Source organism: Magnetospirillum sp. UT-4 (assembly GCF_902729435.1).
Lineage (GTDB): Bacteria > Pseudomonadota > Alphaproteobacteria > Rhodospirillales > Magnetospirillaceae > Magnetospirillum.
On record NZ_CACVCG010000002.1, the window covers coordinates 84,564 to 102,814 of the forward strand.

An 18,251-nucleotide genomic window follows, 5' to 3' on the forward strand; every position below is an offset into this window, starting at 1 on the left:
TCAGTTCAGTTTTCTCAGGATGCGGCCATGAAGAAGCGCCTCCCTGCCGTCGTCGCCCTGCTGGCCTTGACCGCCGCCGCCTTCGCCGGCTGGCGCTGGTACGCCGACTGGCGCTTGGTCCAGACCACCGACGACGCCTATGTGGAGGGCGACATCACCAACCTGGCGCCCAAGGTGGCGGGGCTGGTGGCGGCGGTGGAGGTGGGCGACAACCAGGCGGTGAAGGCCGGCGACGTGCTGGTGCGCATCGATCCCCGCGATTTCGCCGCCCGCGTCGCCGAGGCCGAGGCGGTGGTGGCGGCACGCCAGGCGGCGCTGGAGCAGCTCGACGACCGGGCGGCGGTTCAGCGGGCGGCCATGGCCCAGGCCGGGGCCGGCATCGCCGCCGCCAGGGCCGACGTCACCCGCAGCCGCGCCGATCTCGAGCGCACCCGGCAGCTGGCGTCGTCGGACTTCGCCAGCCGCCAGCGCCTGGACGCCCAGGCCGCCGAGGCGGCCAAGGCCGAGGCCGGGCTGAAGGGCTCCAGCGCCCAGGCGACCCAGGCCGAGCGCCAGCTGGCGGTCCTGGAATCCGAACGCGCGGTGGCGGCGGCGCAGCTCGAGCAGGCCAGGGCGCAGCTCGAACTGGCCCGCTCGGACCTGGACGGCGCCACCATCCGCGCCCCCATGGACGGGGTGATCGGCAACCGGGTGGCGCGGGCCGGCATGTATGTGCGGCCCGGCCAGCACCTGCTGGCGGTGGTGCCGCTGGCCGGATTGTGGGTCGATGCCAATTTCAAGGAGACCCAGCTGGCCGCCATGCGACCGGGCCAGTCGGCGCTGCTGGAATTCGACGCCTTCCCCGGCACCGTGGTCGAGGGCCGGGTGGCCAGCTTCTCGCCCGCCTCGGGGGCCAAGTTCAGCCTGCTGCCGCCCGAGAACGCCACCGGCAACTTCACCAAGGTGGTGCAGCGCGTCCCGGTGCGCATCGGCCTGCCCGCCGGCCATCCCCTGGACGGGCGTCTGGCGCCGGGGCTGTCGGCGGTGGTGCGGGTGCGCACCGGCCCGATCCCGTGACCGCCGCGGCCGATCCCCGCTTTTCCGTCCGCCCCGAGGACCGCGATCCCTCGTGGCGCGACAAGCTGGGCTTCTTCGCCATGATCCTGGGCATGTTCATGGCGATCCTGGACATCCAGATCGTCGCCAGTTCCATCGCCCAGATCCAGGCCGGGCTGTCGGCCTCGGCCGACGAGATCAGCTGGGTGCAGACCGCCTATCTGATCGCCGAGGTGGTGATGATCCCGCTGTCGGGGTGGATGGCGCGGGTGTTCTCGACCCGCTGGCTGTTTCTCGCCAGCTGCCTCACCTTCACCGGCGCCAGCGTGCTGTGCGCCTTCGCCTGGAACATCGAATCGATGATCGTGTTCCGGGCGATCCAGGGCTTCCTGGGCGGGGCCATGATCCCCACCGTGTTCGCCACCAGCTTCATGCTGTTCCCGCCGCGCAGCCAGGCCGCCATCTCGGTGGTGATCGGGCTGACCGCCACCATGGCGCCGACCCTCGGACCCACCCTGGGCGGCTGGCTGACCGAGGTGTTGAGCTGGCACTGGCTGTTCCTGATCAACGTGGTGCCGGGGCTGGTGGTGGCCGCCCTGGTGTTCGCCTTCGTCCGCGTCGACCGGCCGCGCCTCGAGATGCTGAAGGGCTTCGACGTGGCCGGCATCGTGCTGGTGGCGGTGTTCCTCGGCACCCTGCAATACGTGCTCGAGGAAGGCCCCGGCGACGACTGGTTCGAGGAGCCGAAGATCGCCGTCCTCAGCCTGGTCAGCGCCGCGGCCGGCATCGCCTTCCTGTGGCGCGAGCTGAAGGTGGCCAATCCGGTGGTCGATATCCGCGCCTTCCGCGACCGCAACTTCTCGGTGGGGTGCTTCTACAGCTTCGTCATCGGCATCGGGCTGTACGGCTCGGTCTACGTGCTGCCGCTGTTCCTGGGGCGGGTGCGCGGCTATTCGGCGCTGGAGATCGGCATCACCATGATGGTCACCGGCCTGTTCCAGTTCCTGTCGGCGCCGCTGGCCGGCAACCTGGCCCGGCACATGGACCTGCGGCTGATGCTGGCGATGGGGCTGACGCTGTTCGGCACCGGGTTGTGGCTCAACCACACCCTGACCAGCGAATGGGGCTATTGGGAGCTGTTCCTGCCCCAGGCGGTGCGCGGCATGTCGCTGATGTTCTGCTTCGTGCCCATCAACGCGGTGGCGCTGGGGCATCTGCCGGCGACCGAGGTGCAGAACGCCTCGGGCCTTTACAACCTGATGCGCAACTTAGGGGGAGCCATCGGCCTGGCCACCATCACCACCGTGCTGGGCGACCGCTTCGCGCTGCACTACGCCCGCCTGGCCGAATCGGTCACCGCCGGCAACCTGGAGGCGGTGACCCGGCTGTCCAGCCTGGCCGAGCGCATGGCGACCCTGATCCCCGGCGATCCCGACCGGGCGGCGCTGACCGTGCTGACCAACCTGGCCCGCCAGCAGGCCACCACCATGGCCTTCGCCGACGTGCTGATGCTGATGGCCGGAATCTTCGCCTTCGGCCTGGCGCTGATGCCGCTGGTCCACAAGGTCAAGCATCCGTCTGCCGGCGGCGGCGATTCACATTAGGCTGTCGAGATGGTCCGTCATGCCCGGGCTTGACCCACTTCTGTCCGGTTTAAATTTCGGAGAGCCTTCGGGAGCCCTTGGTGTCGGCCGCGTCCTTCGAGACGACCGCTGGCGCGGTCTCCTCAGGATGAGGGCTTTAATGATTTCAAAGTATTAAGCCTCATCCTGAGGAAGCCCGTAGGGCTGTCTCGAAGGATTAGGCGTCCCCGGCCCGGATTTCGCAAAGGTCCCGCAGGCGGGCGAGGGGGCATGGGCCAGCCGAGAATTAAACCGGACAGAAGTGGGCTTGAAAAACGCTCTGGCCCCTGCGCCGGCTCGCCGCTACTGTCGCCGCCATGTGTGGTTTCGCCGGATTCCTCGACATCGACGCGCGCACCCCGGACCGGCTGGCGACGGTGCGGGAGATGGCCGCCACGCTGGTCCATCGCGGCCCCGACGACGACGGCGCCTGGGCCGACGACGCGGCCGGCATCGCCCTGGGGTTCCGCCGCCTCGCCATCCTCGATCTGACGCCGCAGGGGCACCAGCCCATGGATTCGGCCGATGGCCGCTGGGCGGTGGTCTTCAACGGCGAAATCTACAATCACGCCGAGCTGCGGGCGCGGCTGGAGCCCCATCCCTGGCGCGGCCATTCCGACACCGAGGTGCTGCTGGAGGCGGTGGCGCGCTGGGGGATCGAGACCGCCCTGGCCGCCTGCGACGGCATGTTCGCCATCGCCCTGTGGGACCGCGCCGAGCGCATTCTGCACCTCGCCCGCGACCGCATCGGCGAGAAGCCGCTGTATTGGGCCGAGGCCGGCGGCAGCGTGGTGTTCGGCTCGGAGCTGAAGGCGCTGCGGCGCCATCCCGGCTTCGACGGCGCCATCGACCGCGATGCCCTCGCCCTGTTCATGCGGCTGGGCTGGATTCCCGCCCCACACACCATCCACCGCTCGTGCCGCAAGCTGCCGCCCGGCTCGGTGCTGTCGATCCGCGGTCCCGAGCGCCGCCTGCGCCCCTACTGGTCGGCCATGGACCGGGCGGCGGCCCTGGCCGGCAGCTTCACCGGCACCCGGGCGGAGGCGGCCGACCGGCTGGACCAGCTGCTTCGCCAATCCGTGGGCCTGCGCATGCAGGCCGACGTGCCGGTGGGGGTGTTCCTGTCGGGCGGCATCGACAGCTCGCTGATGGCGGCGCTGATGCAGCGCCAGTCGGCGACACCGGTGCATTCCTTCACCATCGGCTTCGACCAGGCCGGCTACGACGAGAGCCCGCATGCCCGCATCGTCGCCGCCCATCTGGGGACCCGCCACACCGAGGTGCGCATCGGCGAGGCCGAGGCGCTGGCCCTGGTGCCGGCGCTGGCCCACATCTGGGACGAACCCTTCGCCGACCCGGCGGCCTTGCCCACCTGCCTGCTGGCCCAGGTGACGCGGCGCGCGGTGACGGTGGCGCTGTCGGGCGACGGCGCCGACGAGCTGTTCGGCGGCTACGGCATCTACCGCTCGATCCCCAGGGATTGGCGGCGGCTCGAGCGGGTGCCGGCGCCGCTGCGCCGGTTCGCCGCCGGGCTGCTCGGCCTGGTGCCGGCGGCTCCGCTCAATGCCGTGGCCGGGGCCGCGCTGCGGTTCGGGCGCAAGCGCCGCTCCTATCCCGGCTACCGCCTGGCCAAGGCGGCCGAGACCCTGGCGGCGGGCTCGCAGCCGCAATTGCTGGGGCTGCATTATTCGCGATGGCGCGGCATGCCGGCGCCGGTACCCGGGGCGGGCGCGGCCGCCACCGTGTTCGACGGCGAGGCCTTGCCCCTTAGCGTGCTGGCCGATCCGGCGCTGGCGACCATGGTGCTGGACGCCCTGGCCTACCTGCCCGACGATCTGTGCGTGAAGACCGACCGCGCCACCATGTCCACTTCGCTGGAGGCGCGGCTGCCCTTCCTCGCCGCCGCGGTGATGGATTTCGCCTGGAGCCTGCCCACCGGCTTCAAGATGGACGGCGCCGTCGGCAAGGCGGTGCTGCGCGACGTGCTCTACCGCTACGTCCCGCGCGAGTTGGTGGACCGGCCCAAGATGGGGTTCGAGGTGCCGGTCGGGCGCTGGCTGGCCGGCGGCCTGCGCGACTGGGCCGACGACCTGCTGTCCGAGGACCGGCTGAAGCGCCAGGGCCTGCTCGATGCCGGGCTGATCGCCGGGATGTGGCGCGACCACCGCTCGGGCCGCAAGAGCTGGCAGAGCGAGCTGTGGCACGCCCTGATGGCCCAGGCCTGGCTCGACACGGTGCGCTGATTCGCTTTTCGCGCGCCCCGGCGCGGGCGGAATTGAGTCTTCGCAGGCGGTATGATCACTGATACTTTGGTCCAGCCATCGAAAGAAAGATTCGCCCGCGGATGGATTCCCTGTCGCTTGCCGAACTGCTGTGCGCCCGCGTCTGCCACGACCTGTCCGGACCGGTCGGGGCGGCGGCGGCCGGAGCCGAGTTGTTCGAGGATCTGGGCGGCAAGGTCGATGAGGAGACGGTGGCGCTGGTCGCCGCCAGCGCCGCCGGCGCCGCCACCCGCCTCAAGCTGCTGCGCGCCGCCCTCGGTCCGGCGGCCAGCACGCCGCAACCGGCGGAACGGCTGCGCGATCTGGTCGAGGATTATCTCGCCACCCTGACCACCGGGCCGTCCTTCGGCCTCGCCCTCGACTGGCGGGTGGAGCCGCCCGCCCTGGGTGGCGCCGAGGCCCGCCTGCTGCTCAACCTGCTGCTGCTGGGCCGCGACGCCCTGCCGCGCGGCGGCCGCCTGACGGTGCGCGCCGACGGCGCCGGACTGGCCGTCACCGCCGCCGGCGAGCGGGCGCTGCTGGGCGACGAGGCGCGCGAGGTGCTGCTGGAAGACAAGCCGCCCGCCGGCCCGCGCGCCGCCCAGGCGCTGTTCGCCCGCGCCCTGGCGGAGGGTGCCGGCGGCCTGCGGGTCGCGGTGGATTCGGGCGGCGTGACGCTGTCGGTGGCGGCGTCGGCTGTGGGAAAGTAATGTGTCGGCGGCGTGGGTCCTTCTAAACCCTATCCGACCGTGTTATTAGTCGAATTCGCTGCCCGTGTGATTTGAGCGTATGGTTGCGAATTGTAGCGTCCGGCAGCGGATAGATGTGTGAAGCTGGAGTCGGCCATGGATGATCTCCTCAGCGAATTTCTGACCGAGACCTCGGAAAGCCTTTCCGTTCTCGACGTCGAACTGGTCAAGCTCGAACAGAACCCCGAGCCGGCCATCCTCCAGAACATCTTCCGTCTGGTCCATACCATCAAGGGCACCTGCGGCTTCCTCGGCCTGCCGCGCCTGGAGCATGTGGCGCACGCCTCCGAGAACGTGCTGGGCAAGTTCCGCGACGGCGAGCTCGAGGTCACCCCCACCGCGGTGACCCTGATCCTGCAGGCCATCGACCGCATCAAGCTGATCCTGGGCCACCTGGAGCAGAACGAGTGCGAGCCCGAGGGCGAGGACGGCGACCTCATCGCCAAGCTGAACGCCATGGCCGAGGGCAAGTACGAGGCCGCCGCCGCCGCCGCCGCCGCACCGGCCGCCGAGGAGCCCTCATTCCCGGTCGCCGCCGATCTGCTGGCCGAGGTCGAGGCCGCCTATGCCGCCGGCAAGAAGGCGGCGTCCGACGTCGACATGCTGGCCGAGATGGCCAAGGAACGCGCCAAGGAGGAGGCCGCCAAGGCGGCGTCCGCCGCTGCCGCCGCTGCCGCTGAACCGGCGCCGGCCCCGGCGCCCGAGCCGCCAAAGGCCCCCGAGCCGCCAAAGGCCAGTGTGCCAGTGCCCGCCGCCGCGGCGCCGCCGGCGGTGGCCAACAAGCCTTCCGGCGAAGCCCTGGGCGAAGCCAAGGAATCGGCGGTCGCCGCCCAGACCATCCGGGTCAACGTCGAGCTGCTCGAGAACCTGATGACCCTGGTCTCGGAGCTGGTGCTGACCCGCAACCAGCTGCTGCAGATGGTCCGCGGCCGCGACGATTCGGAATTCACCGCGCCGCTGCAGCGCCTGTCCCACATCACCACCGACCTCCAGGAAGGGGTGATGAAGACCCGCATGCAGCCCATCGGCAACGCCTGGGCCAAGCTGCCGCGCATCGTCCGCGATCTGTCGGTCGAAATGCACAAGAAGATCGACCTGCAGATGCTGGGCGCCGAGACCGAGCTGGACCGCCAGGTGCTCGAGCTGATCAAGGACCCGCTCACCCACATGGTGCGCAACTCCGCCGATCACGGCCTGGAAGGGCCCGAGGAGCGCAAGGCGGCGGGCAAGTCGGAAATCGGCAAGGTGGTGTTGAACGCCTTCCACGAGGGCGGCCACATCATCATCGAGATCTCCGATGACGGCCGCGGCCTCAACCTGGACCGGATCAAGCAGAAGGCCGTCGCCAACGGCTTGGCCACCGAGTCCGAGCTGGACACCATGCCGCACCAGCAGATCTACCAGTTCATCTTCAAGGCCGGCTTCTCCACCGCCGAGAAGGTCACCAGCGTGTCGGGCCGCGGCGTCGGCATGGACGTGGTGCGCACCAATATCGAGAAGATCGGCGGCACCGTCGAGCTGAAGAGCCAGCCGGGCCGGGGCTCGACCTTCGTCATCAAGATCCCGCTGACCCTGGCCATCGTCTCGGCGCTCATCGTCGAAGCGGCCGGCGAGCGCTTCGCCATCCCGCAGATCAGCGTGCTGGAACTGGTGCGCGTCACCAACAATTCCGAGCACGGCATCGAGACCATCAACAACGCGCCGGTGCTGCGCCTGCGCGACCGGCTGCTGCCGCTGGTCTCCCTGAAGAACCTGCTGCGCCTGGGCGACGGCGGCAACGAGGAAACCTTCATCGTCGTCACCCAGGTCGGTACCTACACCTTCGGCATCATCGTCGACCGCGTCTTCGACACCGAGGAAATCGTGGTCAAGCCGGTGGCCCCGATCCTGCGCCACATCTCCATGTTCTCGGGCAACACCATCCTCGGCGACGGCTCGGTGATCATGATCCTCGACCCCAACGGCATCGCCGGCGCCACCGGCGAATCCGGCATCATGGGCGGCGGCAGCCAGGGCACCGAACAGGCGGTGGTGCGCGAACTGCACGGCGACACCAAGACCTCTCTGCTGGTGTTCCGCGCCGGCGGCGACGACCTCAAGGCGGTGCCGCTGGCCCTGGTCGCCCGCCTCGAGGAGATCGACGGCGCCACCATCGAATACAGCCACGGCAAGCCGATGGTGCAGTACCGCGGGCATCTGATGCCGCTGGTGGCCATCGACGGCAGCAGCCAGTTCCGTGGCGAGGGCCGCCAGCCGGTGCTGGTGTTCTCGGACCGCGACCGCACCATGGGCCTGGTGGTCGACGAAATCGTCGACATCATCGAGGATCGCCTGAAGGTGGAGCTGACCGCCCACAATCCCGGCGTCATCGGCACCGCGGTCATCGCCGGCAAGGCCACCACCATCATCGACGCCGGCTACTACCTGCCGCAGGCCTTCGGCGACTGGTTCGGCCGGCCCGACAAGGAATACGCCACCGAGGAAGCGCCCAACCCGCGCATCCTGCTGGTCGATGACAGCCCGTTCTTCCGCAACCTGCTGACACCGCTGCTGTCGGTGGCCGGCTACGACGTGATCTCCGTCGAGGCGCCGGACCGGGCGCTGGCGCTCCGCGAGCATGGCCACGACTTCGACATGATCATCAGCGACATCGAGATGCCGGGCATGAACGGCTTCGACTTCGCTGTGGCGGTACGCTCCGAAGGGCGTTGGCAGGCCACCCCCATGGTGGCGCTGTCCAGCCACGCCACCGAGAAGGACTTCGAACGCGGACGCATGGTCGGCTTCAACGACTACGTCGCCAAGTTCGACCGTGACTCGCTGCTCCAGACCATCGCGACGACCCTCGCCACCCTCAAAGGTGCCGCATGAACCAGATCGTCCCCGCCACCAAGCGTCCTGGCGCCGAGCTGGCTGCCCAGGAGACCCAGGATTACGTGACCATGTTCATCGACGGCCAGATGTTCGGCATTCCGGTGCTGACCGTCCAGGACGTCCTGGGGCCGCAGAAGATCACCCGCATCCCCCTGGCCCCGCGTGAGGTGGCCGGGTCGCTGAACCTGCGCGGGCGCATCGTCACCGCCATCGACGTCCGCCTGCGCTTGGGGTTGCCCGGCACCTCGGGCGACCATTCGGGCATGAGCGTGGTGTGCGACCAGAACGGCGAACTGTATTCCCTGATGGTCGATCAGGTCGGCGAGGTGTTGTCGCTGCCGGTCGTCAAGTTCGAACGCAATCCGCCGACCCTGGATCATATGTGGCGCGAGTTCTCGGCCGGCATCTACCGGCTGGACGACAAGCTGCTGGTGGTCCTCGATGTCGGCAAGCTTCTGGATTTCAATAAGAACGAATAGTAACGGCCCTTTCGAGGGGATATGATCGAGCAGGCGTCGGCGGCCCACGGCCGACGTTTTCGCCAGTTGGAGGCAAAGAGGGCATGAGATCCTGTCTGATCGTCGACGATTCCAAGGTCATCCGCATGGTGGCCAGGAAGATCCTGCACGAGCTGACCTTCACTACCGCCGAGGCGGAGGACGGACAGCAGGCCCTCGACCAGTGCAAGGCGTCCATGCCCGACGCCGTGCTGCTGGACTGGAACATGCCGGTGATGAACGGCATCGAATTCCTGCGCGAGCTGAGAAAGCTGCCCGGCGGCCAGAAGCCGGTGGTGGTGTTCTGCACCACCGAGAACGACATCGAGCACATCCAGGAAGCCATCACGGCCGGCGCCAACGAGTACATCATGAAGCCGTTCGACAGCGAGATCCTGCAGGCCAAGTTCTCGCAGGTCGGGCTGCTCTAGGCCGCGCGTACCGGTCAAGGATTCCCTGTTCATGCCCATTGATACCGCCACTTCCGCCGCCAGCGCCGCCCGCGACCAGATTCGGGTGATGCTGGTCGATGATTCGGCGGTGGTGCGCGGCCTGGTCACCCGCATCCTCGAGGAAGATTCCGGCATCGCCGTGGTGTCCTCGGTCGGCAACGGCCAGATGGCCTGCTCGGCGCTGGAGCGCCAGGACGTCGATGTCATCCTGCTCGACATCGAGATGCCGATCATGGACGGCCTCACCGCCCTGCCCAAGCTGCTGAAGATCGATCCCGGCGCCCGCATCATCATGCAATCGACGCTCACCCTGAAGGGCGCCGACGTCAGCCTGCGCGCCCTCGAGATGGGGGCCGCCGACTACATCCCCAAGCCCACCGCCACCCGCGATCTGGCCGGCGGCATGGATTTCAAGTCGGAACTGCTGGGCAAGGTGCGCGCCCTGGGCCAGGCCCGCCAGCGCGACCCCAACCGCAAGGCGCGCCAGGCCCCTGCCGCTCCCGGCGCCCCGCGCCCCGCCACGCCCGCCCCGGCCAAGGTTTCGCTGCTGCACCCGGTGACGCCGCCGACCTTGCGCACCCACACGCCGGAACCGCCCGACGTGATCGCCATCGGCAGCTCGACCGGCGGCCCGCAGGCCCTGTTCAACGTGCTCGGCACCATGCGGGCCGGCACCGTCAAGCAGCCGATCCTGATCACCCAGCACATGCCGGCCACCTTCACCACCATCCTGGCCGAGCACATCAGCCGGGTGTCGGGGTGGGAGGCGCGCGAGGGCCAGGACGGCGAGGTCATCCGGCCCGGGCGGGTCTACATCGCGCCGGGCGACTTCCACATGCTGGTCGAGACCCGCGGTCCCGACCGGGTGCTGCGCCTGACCAAGGACGCGCCCGAGAATTTCTGCCGCCCCGCCGTCGATCCCATGCTGCGCAGCATTTCCACCGCCTACGGCAAGCGGGTGCTGGCGGCGATCCTGACCGGCATGGGCGCCGACGGGGCCAAGGGGGGGCAAGTGGTGGTTCAGAACGGCGGTACGGTCATCGCCCAGGACGAAGCAACCAGCGTCGTCTGGGGCATGCCCGGCGCGGCGGCCCAGGCCGGCATCTGCTCGGCGGTGCTGCCCCTGAACGACATCGCACCGTGGATGATCAAGCTGGCGACGAGGCGCTGAAGAGATGCGGCCCGAGGATTTCGATTTCATCGCCAAGCTTCTGAAGGACCGTTCGGGCCTGGTGATCACCCGCGACAAGGCCTACCTGCTGGAATCGCGTCTCACCCCCGTCGCCCGCAAGCGCGGATTGAAAAGCCTGGACGATCTGGTGGGCTCGTTGCGCACCGCCGGCGAGGACCTCCTGCGCGAGGTCACCGAGGCGATGACCACCAACGAATCCTTCTTCTTCCGCGACATCAAGCCGTTCGACCAGTTCAAGGACCTGGTCCTGCCGGCCATGCTGGCCGCCCGCGCCGCCAAGAAGACTTTCCGCATCTGGTCCGCCGCCTGCTCGTCGGGCCAGGAAGCCTATTCCCTGGCCATGATCCTCAAGGAGGAAACCGCCAGGCTGTCGGGCTGGAAGATCGAGATCGTCGGCACCGACATCTCCACCGAGATGCTGGAAAAGGCCAAGGCCGGCATGTACTCCCAGTTCGAGGTGCAGCGCGGTCTGCCCATCCAGTTCCTGGTGAAGTACTTCAAGAAGAACGCCGAGATGTGGCAGATCGACCCGGCCATCCGGGCCATGGTCCAGTTCCGCGAGTACAACCTGCTGCACGACCTCAAGACGCTGGGCCAGTTCGACGTGGTGTTCTGCCGCAACGTGCTGATCTATTTCGACCAGCCGACCAAGAGCCGGGTGCTGGAGAACATCAGCCGGGTGGTGCCCGACGACGGCTTCCTGTATCTCGGCGGCGCCGAGACGGTGCTGGGCATCTCCGACAAGTTCAAGCCGGTGCCCGAGCAGCGCGGCATCTACGCCACCACCCGGGCCGGCGCCGCCGCCCCGGCCGCCGCTGCCGCCCCGGCCTTCGGGGCGCGGTAGTTTTCGGTGGCCCATCGCCGGACCCGATCCCTTCGGGCATGAAAAAAGCCGTCCCCCCCGGGACGGCTTTCCTCATTGTGGCGGCCGCTCAGCGCGGGCCGCAGCGGCGTTTGCGCTGGGTTTCCGCCTCGATTTCGTCGGCGCATTCCCGGCAATGGCGGGCGAAGGCGTTGGCGCGCAGGCGATCCGCCTCGATATCGCAGCCGCAGGCCTTGCAGATGCCGGTGGAGGCGGGGCCGCTCATGCGCGACAGCACCGCCTTAAGGGCCACTTCATTGAAAGCCTCGACCCGCTCCGCTGCGCAATCGATATCGTCCATAACCCCTCCCTGCCACAAGATGTTGTGGGGATCAATTATTACAATGTTCGCCGCCCGCGCAAAATGAAAAGTTCGTTATGTTCCTTCCGGTACCTCCTTCGCGGGCTAGGCAAGCGGGGCACGGTCGTGGGACAAGGTGGAAGCAGACGGAGGAGCCCATGCGGCTGCATTTGTGCACCTGGCCCCAGGTGGAGGCCTATCTCGCCCGCTCGAATGCGGTCGTCCTGCCCATCGGCTCGACCGAGCAGCACGGTCCCACCGGCCTGATCGGCACCGATGCGCTGTGCGCCGAGGCCATCGCCCGGGGCGTCGGCGAGCGGCTGGAGGCCATGGTGGCGCCCACCCTGCCGGTGGGCATGGCACAGCACCACATGGCCTTTCCCGGCTCGATGACGCTGAAGCCCTCGACCCTGCTGGCACTGCTCGAGGATTGCCTGCTGTCGCTGGCCCGCCACGGCTTCGCCCGGGTGCTGGTGGTGAACGGCCACGGCGGCAACGCCGCCACCCTGTCGGCGGCCTTCGCCGAGACCCAGATGGTGCTGGACGGCTGGAGCCCGCGCCCCGATTTCCGCACCCGTCTGGTGAACTGGTGGGAGCTGGCGGGCATCGACCGCCTGTCGGCCGAGTTGTACGGCGACGCGGTGGGCAGCCATGCCACCCCGCCCGAGGTGGCGGTGACCTGGTCCCTGTTCCCCGAGACCGCCGACGCGCGGGTCTTGAAGCCGCGCATCGCGGCGCGGGCACCGTTTCACTCGGCCGCCGATTTCCGCGCCCGCTTCCCCGATGGCCGCATCGGTTCGGACCCCTCGCTGGCCAAGCCGGAGCACGGCGCCCGCCTGCTGGCGGCGGCGGTGGATGAGATCGCCGAAATCGGCCGCGCGTTCTTCTCCGCCCCCTGAGTCCCACCGGAGCGGGGCGGCGCCCGCCGCGGACGATGGCGCGGCGGCGGGGTTGCCGTCGGGGCTATTTCAGCACCAGCATTGCCGCCAGGATGGCGGCCAGGACCCACGGGACCCAGCCCGGCGCCGAGCGGCGCCCCGATTCGCCGCGCATGGCCTTGACTGTGTCGGGATGCAGCTTCAGCCCGCCGTTCATCATGGCGGTATAGGCCTTCTCGGTCTCGGCCAGCATGCGCGGCAGCCGCTCCAGGGCGCCGACGGCGTTGACCACGGTGGACTTCACCCGCGCCTGCGGCCCCAGATTGTCGATCATCCAGCCTTCGATCAGCGGCCGGGCCAGTTCCCACATGTTGACCGAGGGGTCGAGGGTGCGCCCCACCCCTTCCGCCACCAGCATGGATTTCTGCAGCATCAGCAGCTGCGGCTGGGTCTGCATGGCGAACTGCTCGGTGACCTGGAACATCTGGCCGAGCAGCCGGGCGATGGAGATCTCGTGCAGCGGCCGGCCCATGATCGGCTCGGCGATGGAGCGGCAGGCCTGGGTGAAATTGTCGACGCTCTTGTCGGCCGGCACGAAGCCGGCCTCGAAATGGACCTCGGCGACGCGGCGGTAGTCACCGTTGAGGAAGCCCAGCAGCATCTCGCCCAGGAACCGCCGGGTCCGTTCATCGACCCGGCCCATGATGCCGAAATCCACCGCCACCAGGTTGCCGTCGCTGTCGACGAACAGGTTGCCGGGATGCATGTCGGCGTGGAAGAAGCCGTCGCGGAAGACCATGTTGAAGAAGGATTCGGCCGCCTTCTTCAGCACCGCGTCGAGGTCGAGGCCGGCGGCGACGATGGCGTCGCGTTCGTCCACCGGGATGCCGGCCACCCGCTCCAGGGTCAGCACCCGCTGGGCGGTGCGCACCCAGTCCACGCTCGGTACCCGGAAGGTCTCGTCGCCGGCGAAATTCTCGGCCAGTTCGGCCGCCGCCGCCGCCTCGAAGCGCAGGTCCATTTCCAGCTGGACCGATTCGGCGAAGGTCTCGACGCTTTCCAGCGGCTTCAGGCGGCGCAGCCCGGGCTGGGTGAACTCGGCCCATTCGGCCAGCCAGCGCAGCAGGTCGAGGTCGCGGGCGAAGGCCCGCTCGACGCCGGGGCGCAGCACCTTGACCGCCACTTCCTGGCCGTCGGCGGTGATGGCGAAATGGACCTGGGCGATGGAGGCGGCCGCCACCGGCTGGTCGTCGAAGGACAGGAACATCTCGGCCAGCGGGGCGTCCAGCTCGGTCTCGACGATGCGCCGCGCCTCCGCGGCGGGGAAGGGGGCGAGGCGGTCCTGCAACTCGGACAGATCGGCCGCCATCTCCTCGCCGAGCAGGTCGGCGCGGGTGGACAGGGCCTGGCCCAGCTTGATGAAGGTGGGACCCAGCTCGACCAGAGCGGCGGCCAGGCGCTGGCCCGGCCGGCCCTCGTGCACCGGCGGCTGGCCCAGGCGGAACAGCTTCGAGGCGAAGGCGGCCACCGGCAGATCGACCACCTCCAGCGCGTCGTGGCGGGCCAGCACGCGGGCGATGGTGAACAGGCGGTGCAGGTTGCGCGCGGCGCGGATCATCTACAGGCGCCAACCCGAGTGGATGGCGGCGATGCCGCCCGACAGGTTGCGCACCTCGACCCGCTCGAAGCCGGCGGCGCGCACCATCTCGGCCATCTCCTGCTGCGGCGGGAAGCGGCGGATGGATTCGGCCAGGTATTGGTAGGCCTCGCGGTTGCCGGTGACCATCTGCCCGATGCGCGGCAGCACCTGGAAGGAATAGACGTCATAGGCCTCGCGCAGGCCGGGCAGCTGCACCTTGCTGAATTCCAGGCACATGAAGCGGCCGCCGGGCTTCAGCACCCGGTAGGCCTCGGCGATGGCGCGGTCCCAGTGGGTGACGTTCCTCAGGCAGAAGGCGATGGTGTAGCGATCGACAGACGAATCAGCCACCGGCAGGGTCTCGGCGTCGCCGCAGATCCAGCCGAGATTGCCGATCAGGTTGCGGTCATAGCTGCGGTCGCGGCCCACCGCCAGCATCTCGCGGTTGATGTCGCAGACCATGGCCGGGCCGCCGCCGCGATTCTTCCAGCCGAAGGCGATGTCGCCGGTGCCGCCGCCGACGTCGAGCAGGGTCTGGTTGCCCTGCGGCCGCAACCAGTCGAGGAACGCCGACTTCCACAGGCGGTGGATGCCGCCGCTCATCAGGTCGTTCATCAGGTCGTACTTGGCGGCCACCGAATCGAACACGCCGCGCACCAGCGAGGCCTTCTCGTCCTCGCGCACGGTCTTGAAGCCGAAATGGGTGGTGCCGGGCTGGCCCGGCCGCTGGTCGTCGGTCATGGAGCGGCACGATAGCGGAAGTGGGCGGGACAGGCGAGACCCCTTTGACACACTCCGCAACCTCGGCCACTGTTCCCCCATGCCCGAGCTGCCCGAAGTCGAGACCGTCGCCCGGGGCCTTGCCGCGGTGTGGCTTGGCCGCCGCTTCGCCCGCGTCGAGTGCCGCCGCCAGACCTTGCGCAAGCCGCTGCCCGAGGGCTTCGCCGAGCGCCTGGCCGGACGGCTGGTCGAGGCGGTGGGGCGGCGCGCCAAGTATCTGGTGGTGCGGCTGGATGGCGGGCTGGTGATGCTGGGCCATCTGGGGATGAGCGGCAGCATGGTCATCGCCCCGGGGCGCAACGCGCCGCCCGGGCCCCACGACCACATCGACTTCCACAGCGACGACGGCGGATTGGTGGTGTACCGCGACCCGCGCCGCTTCGGCCTGCTGGATCTGTGCCGGACCGACGCCCTCGACGCCCATCCGCTGCTGGCCGGGCTGGGGCCGGAGCCGCTGGAGGACGCCTTCACGCCCGCCGTGCTGGCCGCCCGCCTGGCCGGCAAGGCGACGCCCATCAAGGTGGCGCTTCTGGATCAGACCCTGGTGGCCGGGCTGGGCAACATCTATGTCTCGGAAAGCCTGTTCCGCGCCGGCATCCTGCCGACCCGCGGCGCCGGTTCGCTGAAGCCGGCCGAGATCGCCCGGCTGGTGCCGGCCGTCAAGGCGGTGCTGACCGAGGCGGTGGCGGCCGGCGGCTCGTCACTGAAGGATCATGTGCGGCCCAGCGGCGAGCTGGGATATTTCCAGCATTCCTTCGCCGTCTACGACCGCGAGGGTGCGGCCTGCCCGGGCTGTGTCTGCGACGTCGCCCGGACCGGCGGCGTCCGGCGCATCGTCCAGGCCGGACGGTCCACTTTCTACTGTGCCAAGAAGCAGCGTTGATGCTATAGGCCTATTCGCCATGCGGAGATGTCGCATCATCCTCGGCGCCCTCGCGCTCCTCCCGGTTCTGGTCTTCGGCCCGGCCCGCGCGCAAGGATTCCTGGCCGCCCTCGAGGACCTGCCGCTGGCCCCCGGCCTCGCCGAGATCGAAGGCGTCGGTGTGGCCTTCGACACCCCCCAGGGGCGCATCGTCGAGGCCTACGCCAAGGGACCGGTCCAGGCGGCCGAGGTGTTGTCGTTCTACGGCGCCACCCTGCCGCAGCTGGGCTGGAGCCGGGTGTCAGACGCCGAATACCGCCGCGACACCGAGATCCTCCGCCTGGAGGCTCGCCCCGACGGGCGCCTGCTGGTGGTTCACTATTCCATTTCACCCGAATGACCCGGGAGAGGTCCATGCCCTACGAGAACATCATCGTCGAGACCCGCGGCCCGGTCGGCCTGATCACCCTGAACCGGCCCAAGGCCATGAACGCCCTGTGCAACGCGCTGGTCGCCGAGCTGGGCCGGGCGCTCGATGCCTTCGAGGCCGACGACGAGATCGGCGCCATCGTGCTGACCGGCTCGGACAAGGCCTTCGCCGCCGGCGCCGACATCAAGGAGATGGCGTCGAAGTCCTACATGGACGCCTATCTGGAAGACTTCATCACCAACGGCTGGGAGCGCGTCACCCGCTGCCGCAAGCCGGTGGTGGCGGCGGTGGCCGGCTATTGCCTGGGCGGCGGCTGCGAGATGGCGATGATGTGCGATTTCATTCTGGCCGGCGAGAACGCCCGGTTCGGCCAGCCCGAGATCACCCTGGGCATCATTCCCGGCGCCGGCGGCACCCAGCGCCTGACCCGCGCGGTGGGCAAGGCCAAGGCCATGGAGATGGTGCTGACGGGGCGCATGATGGACGCCGCCGAGGCCGAGCGCGCCGGTCTGGTCAGCCGCATCGTCCCGGTCGGCGAATTGCTGGACGAGGCGATCAAGGTGGCCGAGCGCATCGCCTCCATGAGCCGCCCGACGGTGCTGATGGCCAAGGAATGCGTCAACGCCGTGTTCGAGACCTCGCTGGCCCAGGGCGTCAAGCTGGAACGCCGCCTGTTCCACTCCACCTTCGCCACCGACGACCAGAAGGAAGGCATGTCCGCCTTCGTCGAGAAGCGCAGCCCCGCCTTCAAGAACCGGTAGACCCCATGTTCGCCCCCTGAATCGGCTGGCGGTCCGCCCCACGGCATGTCCCAGTCGAGGGTTGCGCCGGGCTGGCCGGCGCCGAGCCTCAGACATGGGGGACGGACCGCCAGCCGATTCAGGGGGCGAAGATAGGATTTTAGACCACCTCCCGCACCGGGAGGGTAAATTCGTCTCGGCGCAGGCCACACCCTAATTGAGTACGGACCCTAGAGGCGGATTCAGACATTAGGTCGGCGCACCCCGTGCGCCGACCTAATGTCATCGCGCTCTAGGCCCTGGCGTGCAAGCCGCGCAGATCGTCCAGCGTGACGCCCCCCAGGTCCGGCCACACAGCCAGGGCGCCGGTGACGTCGTCCTCGTCGGTATAGGCGCTGCGGGTCACCACCACCTTGAGGCCGGCGGCCAAAGCGGCGCGGACGCCGTTGCGCGAATCCTCGATGGCCAGGCATTCGGCCGGATCGCGCCCCAGGCTGTCGAGGACGAAGGTGTAGACCTGCGGGTCCGGCTTCTTCACCGGCGCGTCGTCCGCGCACGCCATCAGCGCGAACCAGTCGTGGCCGGCGCCCAGGGTGGCGCCGTCCAGCAGCGCCAGCACGTTGGCCCGGGTGGTGGTGGTGGCGACGGCGCAGGTCAGGCCGGCGGCGCGGGCCTGCTCGATCAGCGCGGCGATGCCGGGGCGCAGCGGCACCCCGCCGGCCGCCACCGTCTCGGTATAGAGGGCGGTCTTGCGCTTGTGCAGGGCGGCGATCAGGTCGTCGAGGCCGGCGTCAAGCCGGGTCGGGTCGTGGCCCTGGACGAAGGCGCGAATGCGCTCCTTGCCGCCCGAGGTCTTGAGCAGGACCTTGTACAGGGCCTGGTCCCAATCCCACGGCAGGCCGAATTCGGCGAAGGTGCGGTTGAAGGCCTGGCGGTGGGCCTCCTCGGTCTCGGCCAGGGTGCCGTCGACGTCGAAGATGAGGGTGGTGAGCTTGGTCGTCATGGCCCCATCCTAGCGCCGCCCAACTGGTCTGACCACACCCGCCCGGGCTGGACCGAACGGGTGGCCTGCGCTAG

Annotated in this window: 17 protein-coding genes; 13 read left to right on the forward strand and 4 right to left on the reverse strand. The window is 69.2% G+C overall.

Going from position 1 to position 18,251, the window contains the following annotated elements; all coding sequences use genetic code 11:
- Positions 1-27 precede the first annotated feature (27 nt).
- The 9 genes from MTBUT4_RS00380 to MTBUT4_RS00420 all read left to right on the forward strand — a co-directional run bounded on the left by MTBUT4_RS00380 (position 28) and on the right by MTBUT4_RS00420 (position 11,526).
- Positions 28-1,056, forward strand: coding sequence for an HlyD family secretion protein (locus MTBUT4_RS00380; protein WP_173977679.1), 1,029 nt, complete (start codon positions 28-30; stop codon positions 1,054-1,056).
- The gene (locus MTBUT4_RS00385; RefSeq protein WP_254434677.1) at positions 1,053-2,639 is read left to right on the forward strand and encodes a DHA2 family efflux MFS transporter permease subunit; all 1,587 of its coding nucleotides are present in this window, start codon (positions 1,053-1,055) and stop codon (positions 2,637-2,639) included. The genes MTBUT4_RS00380 and MTBUT4_RS00385 overlap by 4 nt, the downstream gene beginning before the upstream one ends.
- A 335-nt stretch (positions 2,640-2,974) precedes the next feature.
- Positions 2,975-4,900: an asparagine synthase (glutamine-hydrolyzing) gene (gene asnB / locus MTBUT4_RS00390; protein WP_173977680.1), complete on the forward strand. Its 1,926-nt coding sequence runs from the start codon at positions 2,975-2,977 to the stop codon at positions 4,898-4,900.
- 101 nt (positions 4,901-5,001) lie between these two features.
- Complete coding sequence (locus MTBUT4_RS00395; RefSeq protein WP_173977681.1) at positions 5,002-5,628, forward strand: histidine phosphotransferase family protein; 627 nt, start codon at positions 5,002-5,004, stop codon at positions 5,626-5,628.
- A gap of 135 nt (positions 5,629-5,763) precedes the next feature.
- Positions 5,764-8,538, forward strand: a complete 2,775-nt coding sequence (locus MTBUT4_RS00400) for a chemotaxis protein CheW (RefSeq protein ID WP_173977682.1) — start codon at positions 5,764-5,766, stop codon at positions 8,536-8,538.
- The gene (locus MTBUT4_RS00405) at positions 8,535-9,020 is read left to right on the forward strand and encodes a chemotaxis protein CheW (protein ID WP_173977683.1); all 486 of its coding nucleotides are present in this window, start codon (positions 8,535-8,537) and stop codon (positions 9,018-9,020) included. The genes MTBUT4_RS00400 and MTBUT4_RS00405 overlap by 4 nt, the downstream gene beginning before the upstream one ends.
- A gap of 83 nt (positions 9,021-9,103) precedes the next feature.
- Positions 9,104-9,469, forward strand: coding sequence for a PleD family two-component system response regulator (locus tag MTBUT4_RS00410; RefSeq protein WP_173977684.1), 366 nt, complete (start codon positions 9,104-9,106; stop codon positions 9,467-9,469).
- Positions 9,470-9,500: 31 nt separating this feature from the next.
- Positions 9,501-10,661, forward strand: coding sequence for a chemotaxis response regulator protein-glutamate methylesterase (locus MTBUT4_RS00415; protein WP_254434678.1), 1,161 nt, complete (start codon positions 9,501-9,503; stop codon positions 10,659-10,661).
- A 4-nt stretch (positions 10,662-10,665) separates the two neighbouring features.
- The gene (locus MTBUT4_RS00420) at positions 10,666-11,526 is read left to right on the forward strand and encodes a protein-glutamate O-methyltransferase CheR (RefSeq protein WP_173977685.1); all 861 of its coding nucleotides are present in this window, start codon (positions 10,666-10,668) and stop codon (positions 11,524-11,526) included.
- An 88-nt stretch (positions 11,527-11,614) separates the two neighbouring features.
- On the opposite strand, the gene MTBUT4_RS00425 is transcribed toward MTBUT4_RS00420, so the two are convergent.
- On the reverse strand, positions 11,615-11,845 hold the full coding sequence (locus MTBUT4_RS00425; protein ID WP_173977686.1) for a TraR/DksA C4-type zinc finger protein: 231 nt from the start codon (positions 11,843-11,845) through the stop codon (positions 11,615-11,617).
- 158 nt (positions 11,846-12,003) lie between these two features.
- Between MTBUT4_RS00425 and MTBUT4_RS00430 the strand changes: the two genes are divergently transcribed.
- A complete protein-coding gene (locus MTBUT4_RS00430) occupies positions 12,004-12,744 on the forward strand; it encodes a creatininase family protein (RefSeq protein WP_173977687.1) in 741 nt (246 codons plus the stop codon).
- Between the two features lie 64 nt (positions 12,745-12,808).
- Here the strand turns inward: MTBUT4_RS00430 and ubiB are convergent, their stop codons facing one another.
- Both ubiB and ubiE read right to left on the reverse strand, forming a co-directional pair.
- Positions 12,809-14,341 carry a 2-polyprenylphenol 6-hydroxylase gene (gene ubiB / locus MTBUT4_RS00435; protein WP_173977688.1) on the reverse strand — a complete coding sequence of 511 codons (1,533 nt, stop codon included), beginning with the start codon at positions 14,339-14,341 and terminating at the stop codon, positions 12,809-12,811.
- On the reverse strand, positions 14,342-15,103 hold the full coding sequence (gene ubiE / locus MTBUT4_RS00440; RefSeq protein ID WP_173977689.1) for a bifunctional demethylmenaquinone methyltransferase/2-methoxy-6-polyprenyl-1,4-benzoquinol methylase UbiE: 762 nt from the start codon (positions 15,101-15,103) through the stop codon (positions 14,342-14,344).
- A gap of 79 nt (positions 15,104-15,182) precedes the next feature.
- On the opposite strand from ubiE, the gene mutM reads away from it, so the two are divergent.
- From mutM to MTBUT4_RS00455, 3 genes are read left to right on the forward strand one after another with little or no spacing between them, the layout of a single operon-like run.
- On the forward strand, positions 15,183-16,025 hold the full coding sequence (mutM, locus tag MTBUT4_RS00445; RefSeq protein ID WP_173977690.1) for a bifunctional DNA-formamidopyrimidine glycosylase/DNA-(apurinic or apyrimidinic site) lyase: 843 nt from the start codon (positions 15,183-15,185) through the stop codon (positions 16,023-16,025).
- A 19-nt stretch (positions 16,026-16,044) separates the two neighbouring features.
- Positions 16,045-16,404, forward strand: coding sequence for a hypothetical protein (locus tag MTBUT4_RS00450; RefSeq protein ID WP_173977691.1), 360 nt, complete (start codon positions 16,045-16,047; stop codon positions 16,402-16,404).
- A 14-nt stretch (positions 16,405-16,418) separates the two neighbouring features.
- The gene (locus tag MTBUT4_RS00455; protein WP_173977692.1) at positions 16,419-17,195 is read left to right on the forward strand and encodes an enoyl-CoA hydratase; all 777 of its coding nucleotides are present in this window, start codon (positions 16,419-16,421) and stop codon (positions 17,193-17,195) included.
- A gap of 271 nt (positions 17,196-17,466) precedes the next feature.
- Here MTBUT4_RS00455 and MTBUT4_RS00460 read toward each other — a convergent pair whose 3' ends face one another.
- Complete coding sequence (locus MTBUT4_RS00460) at positions 17,467-18,177, reverse strand: HAD-IA family hydrolase (protein WP_173977693.1); 711 nt, start codon at positions 18,175-18,177, stop codon at positions 17,467-17,469.
- Positions 18,178-18,251 lie beyond the last annotated feature (74 nt).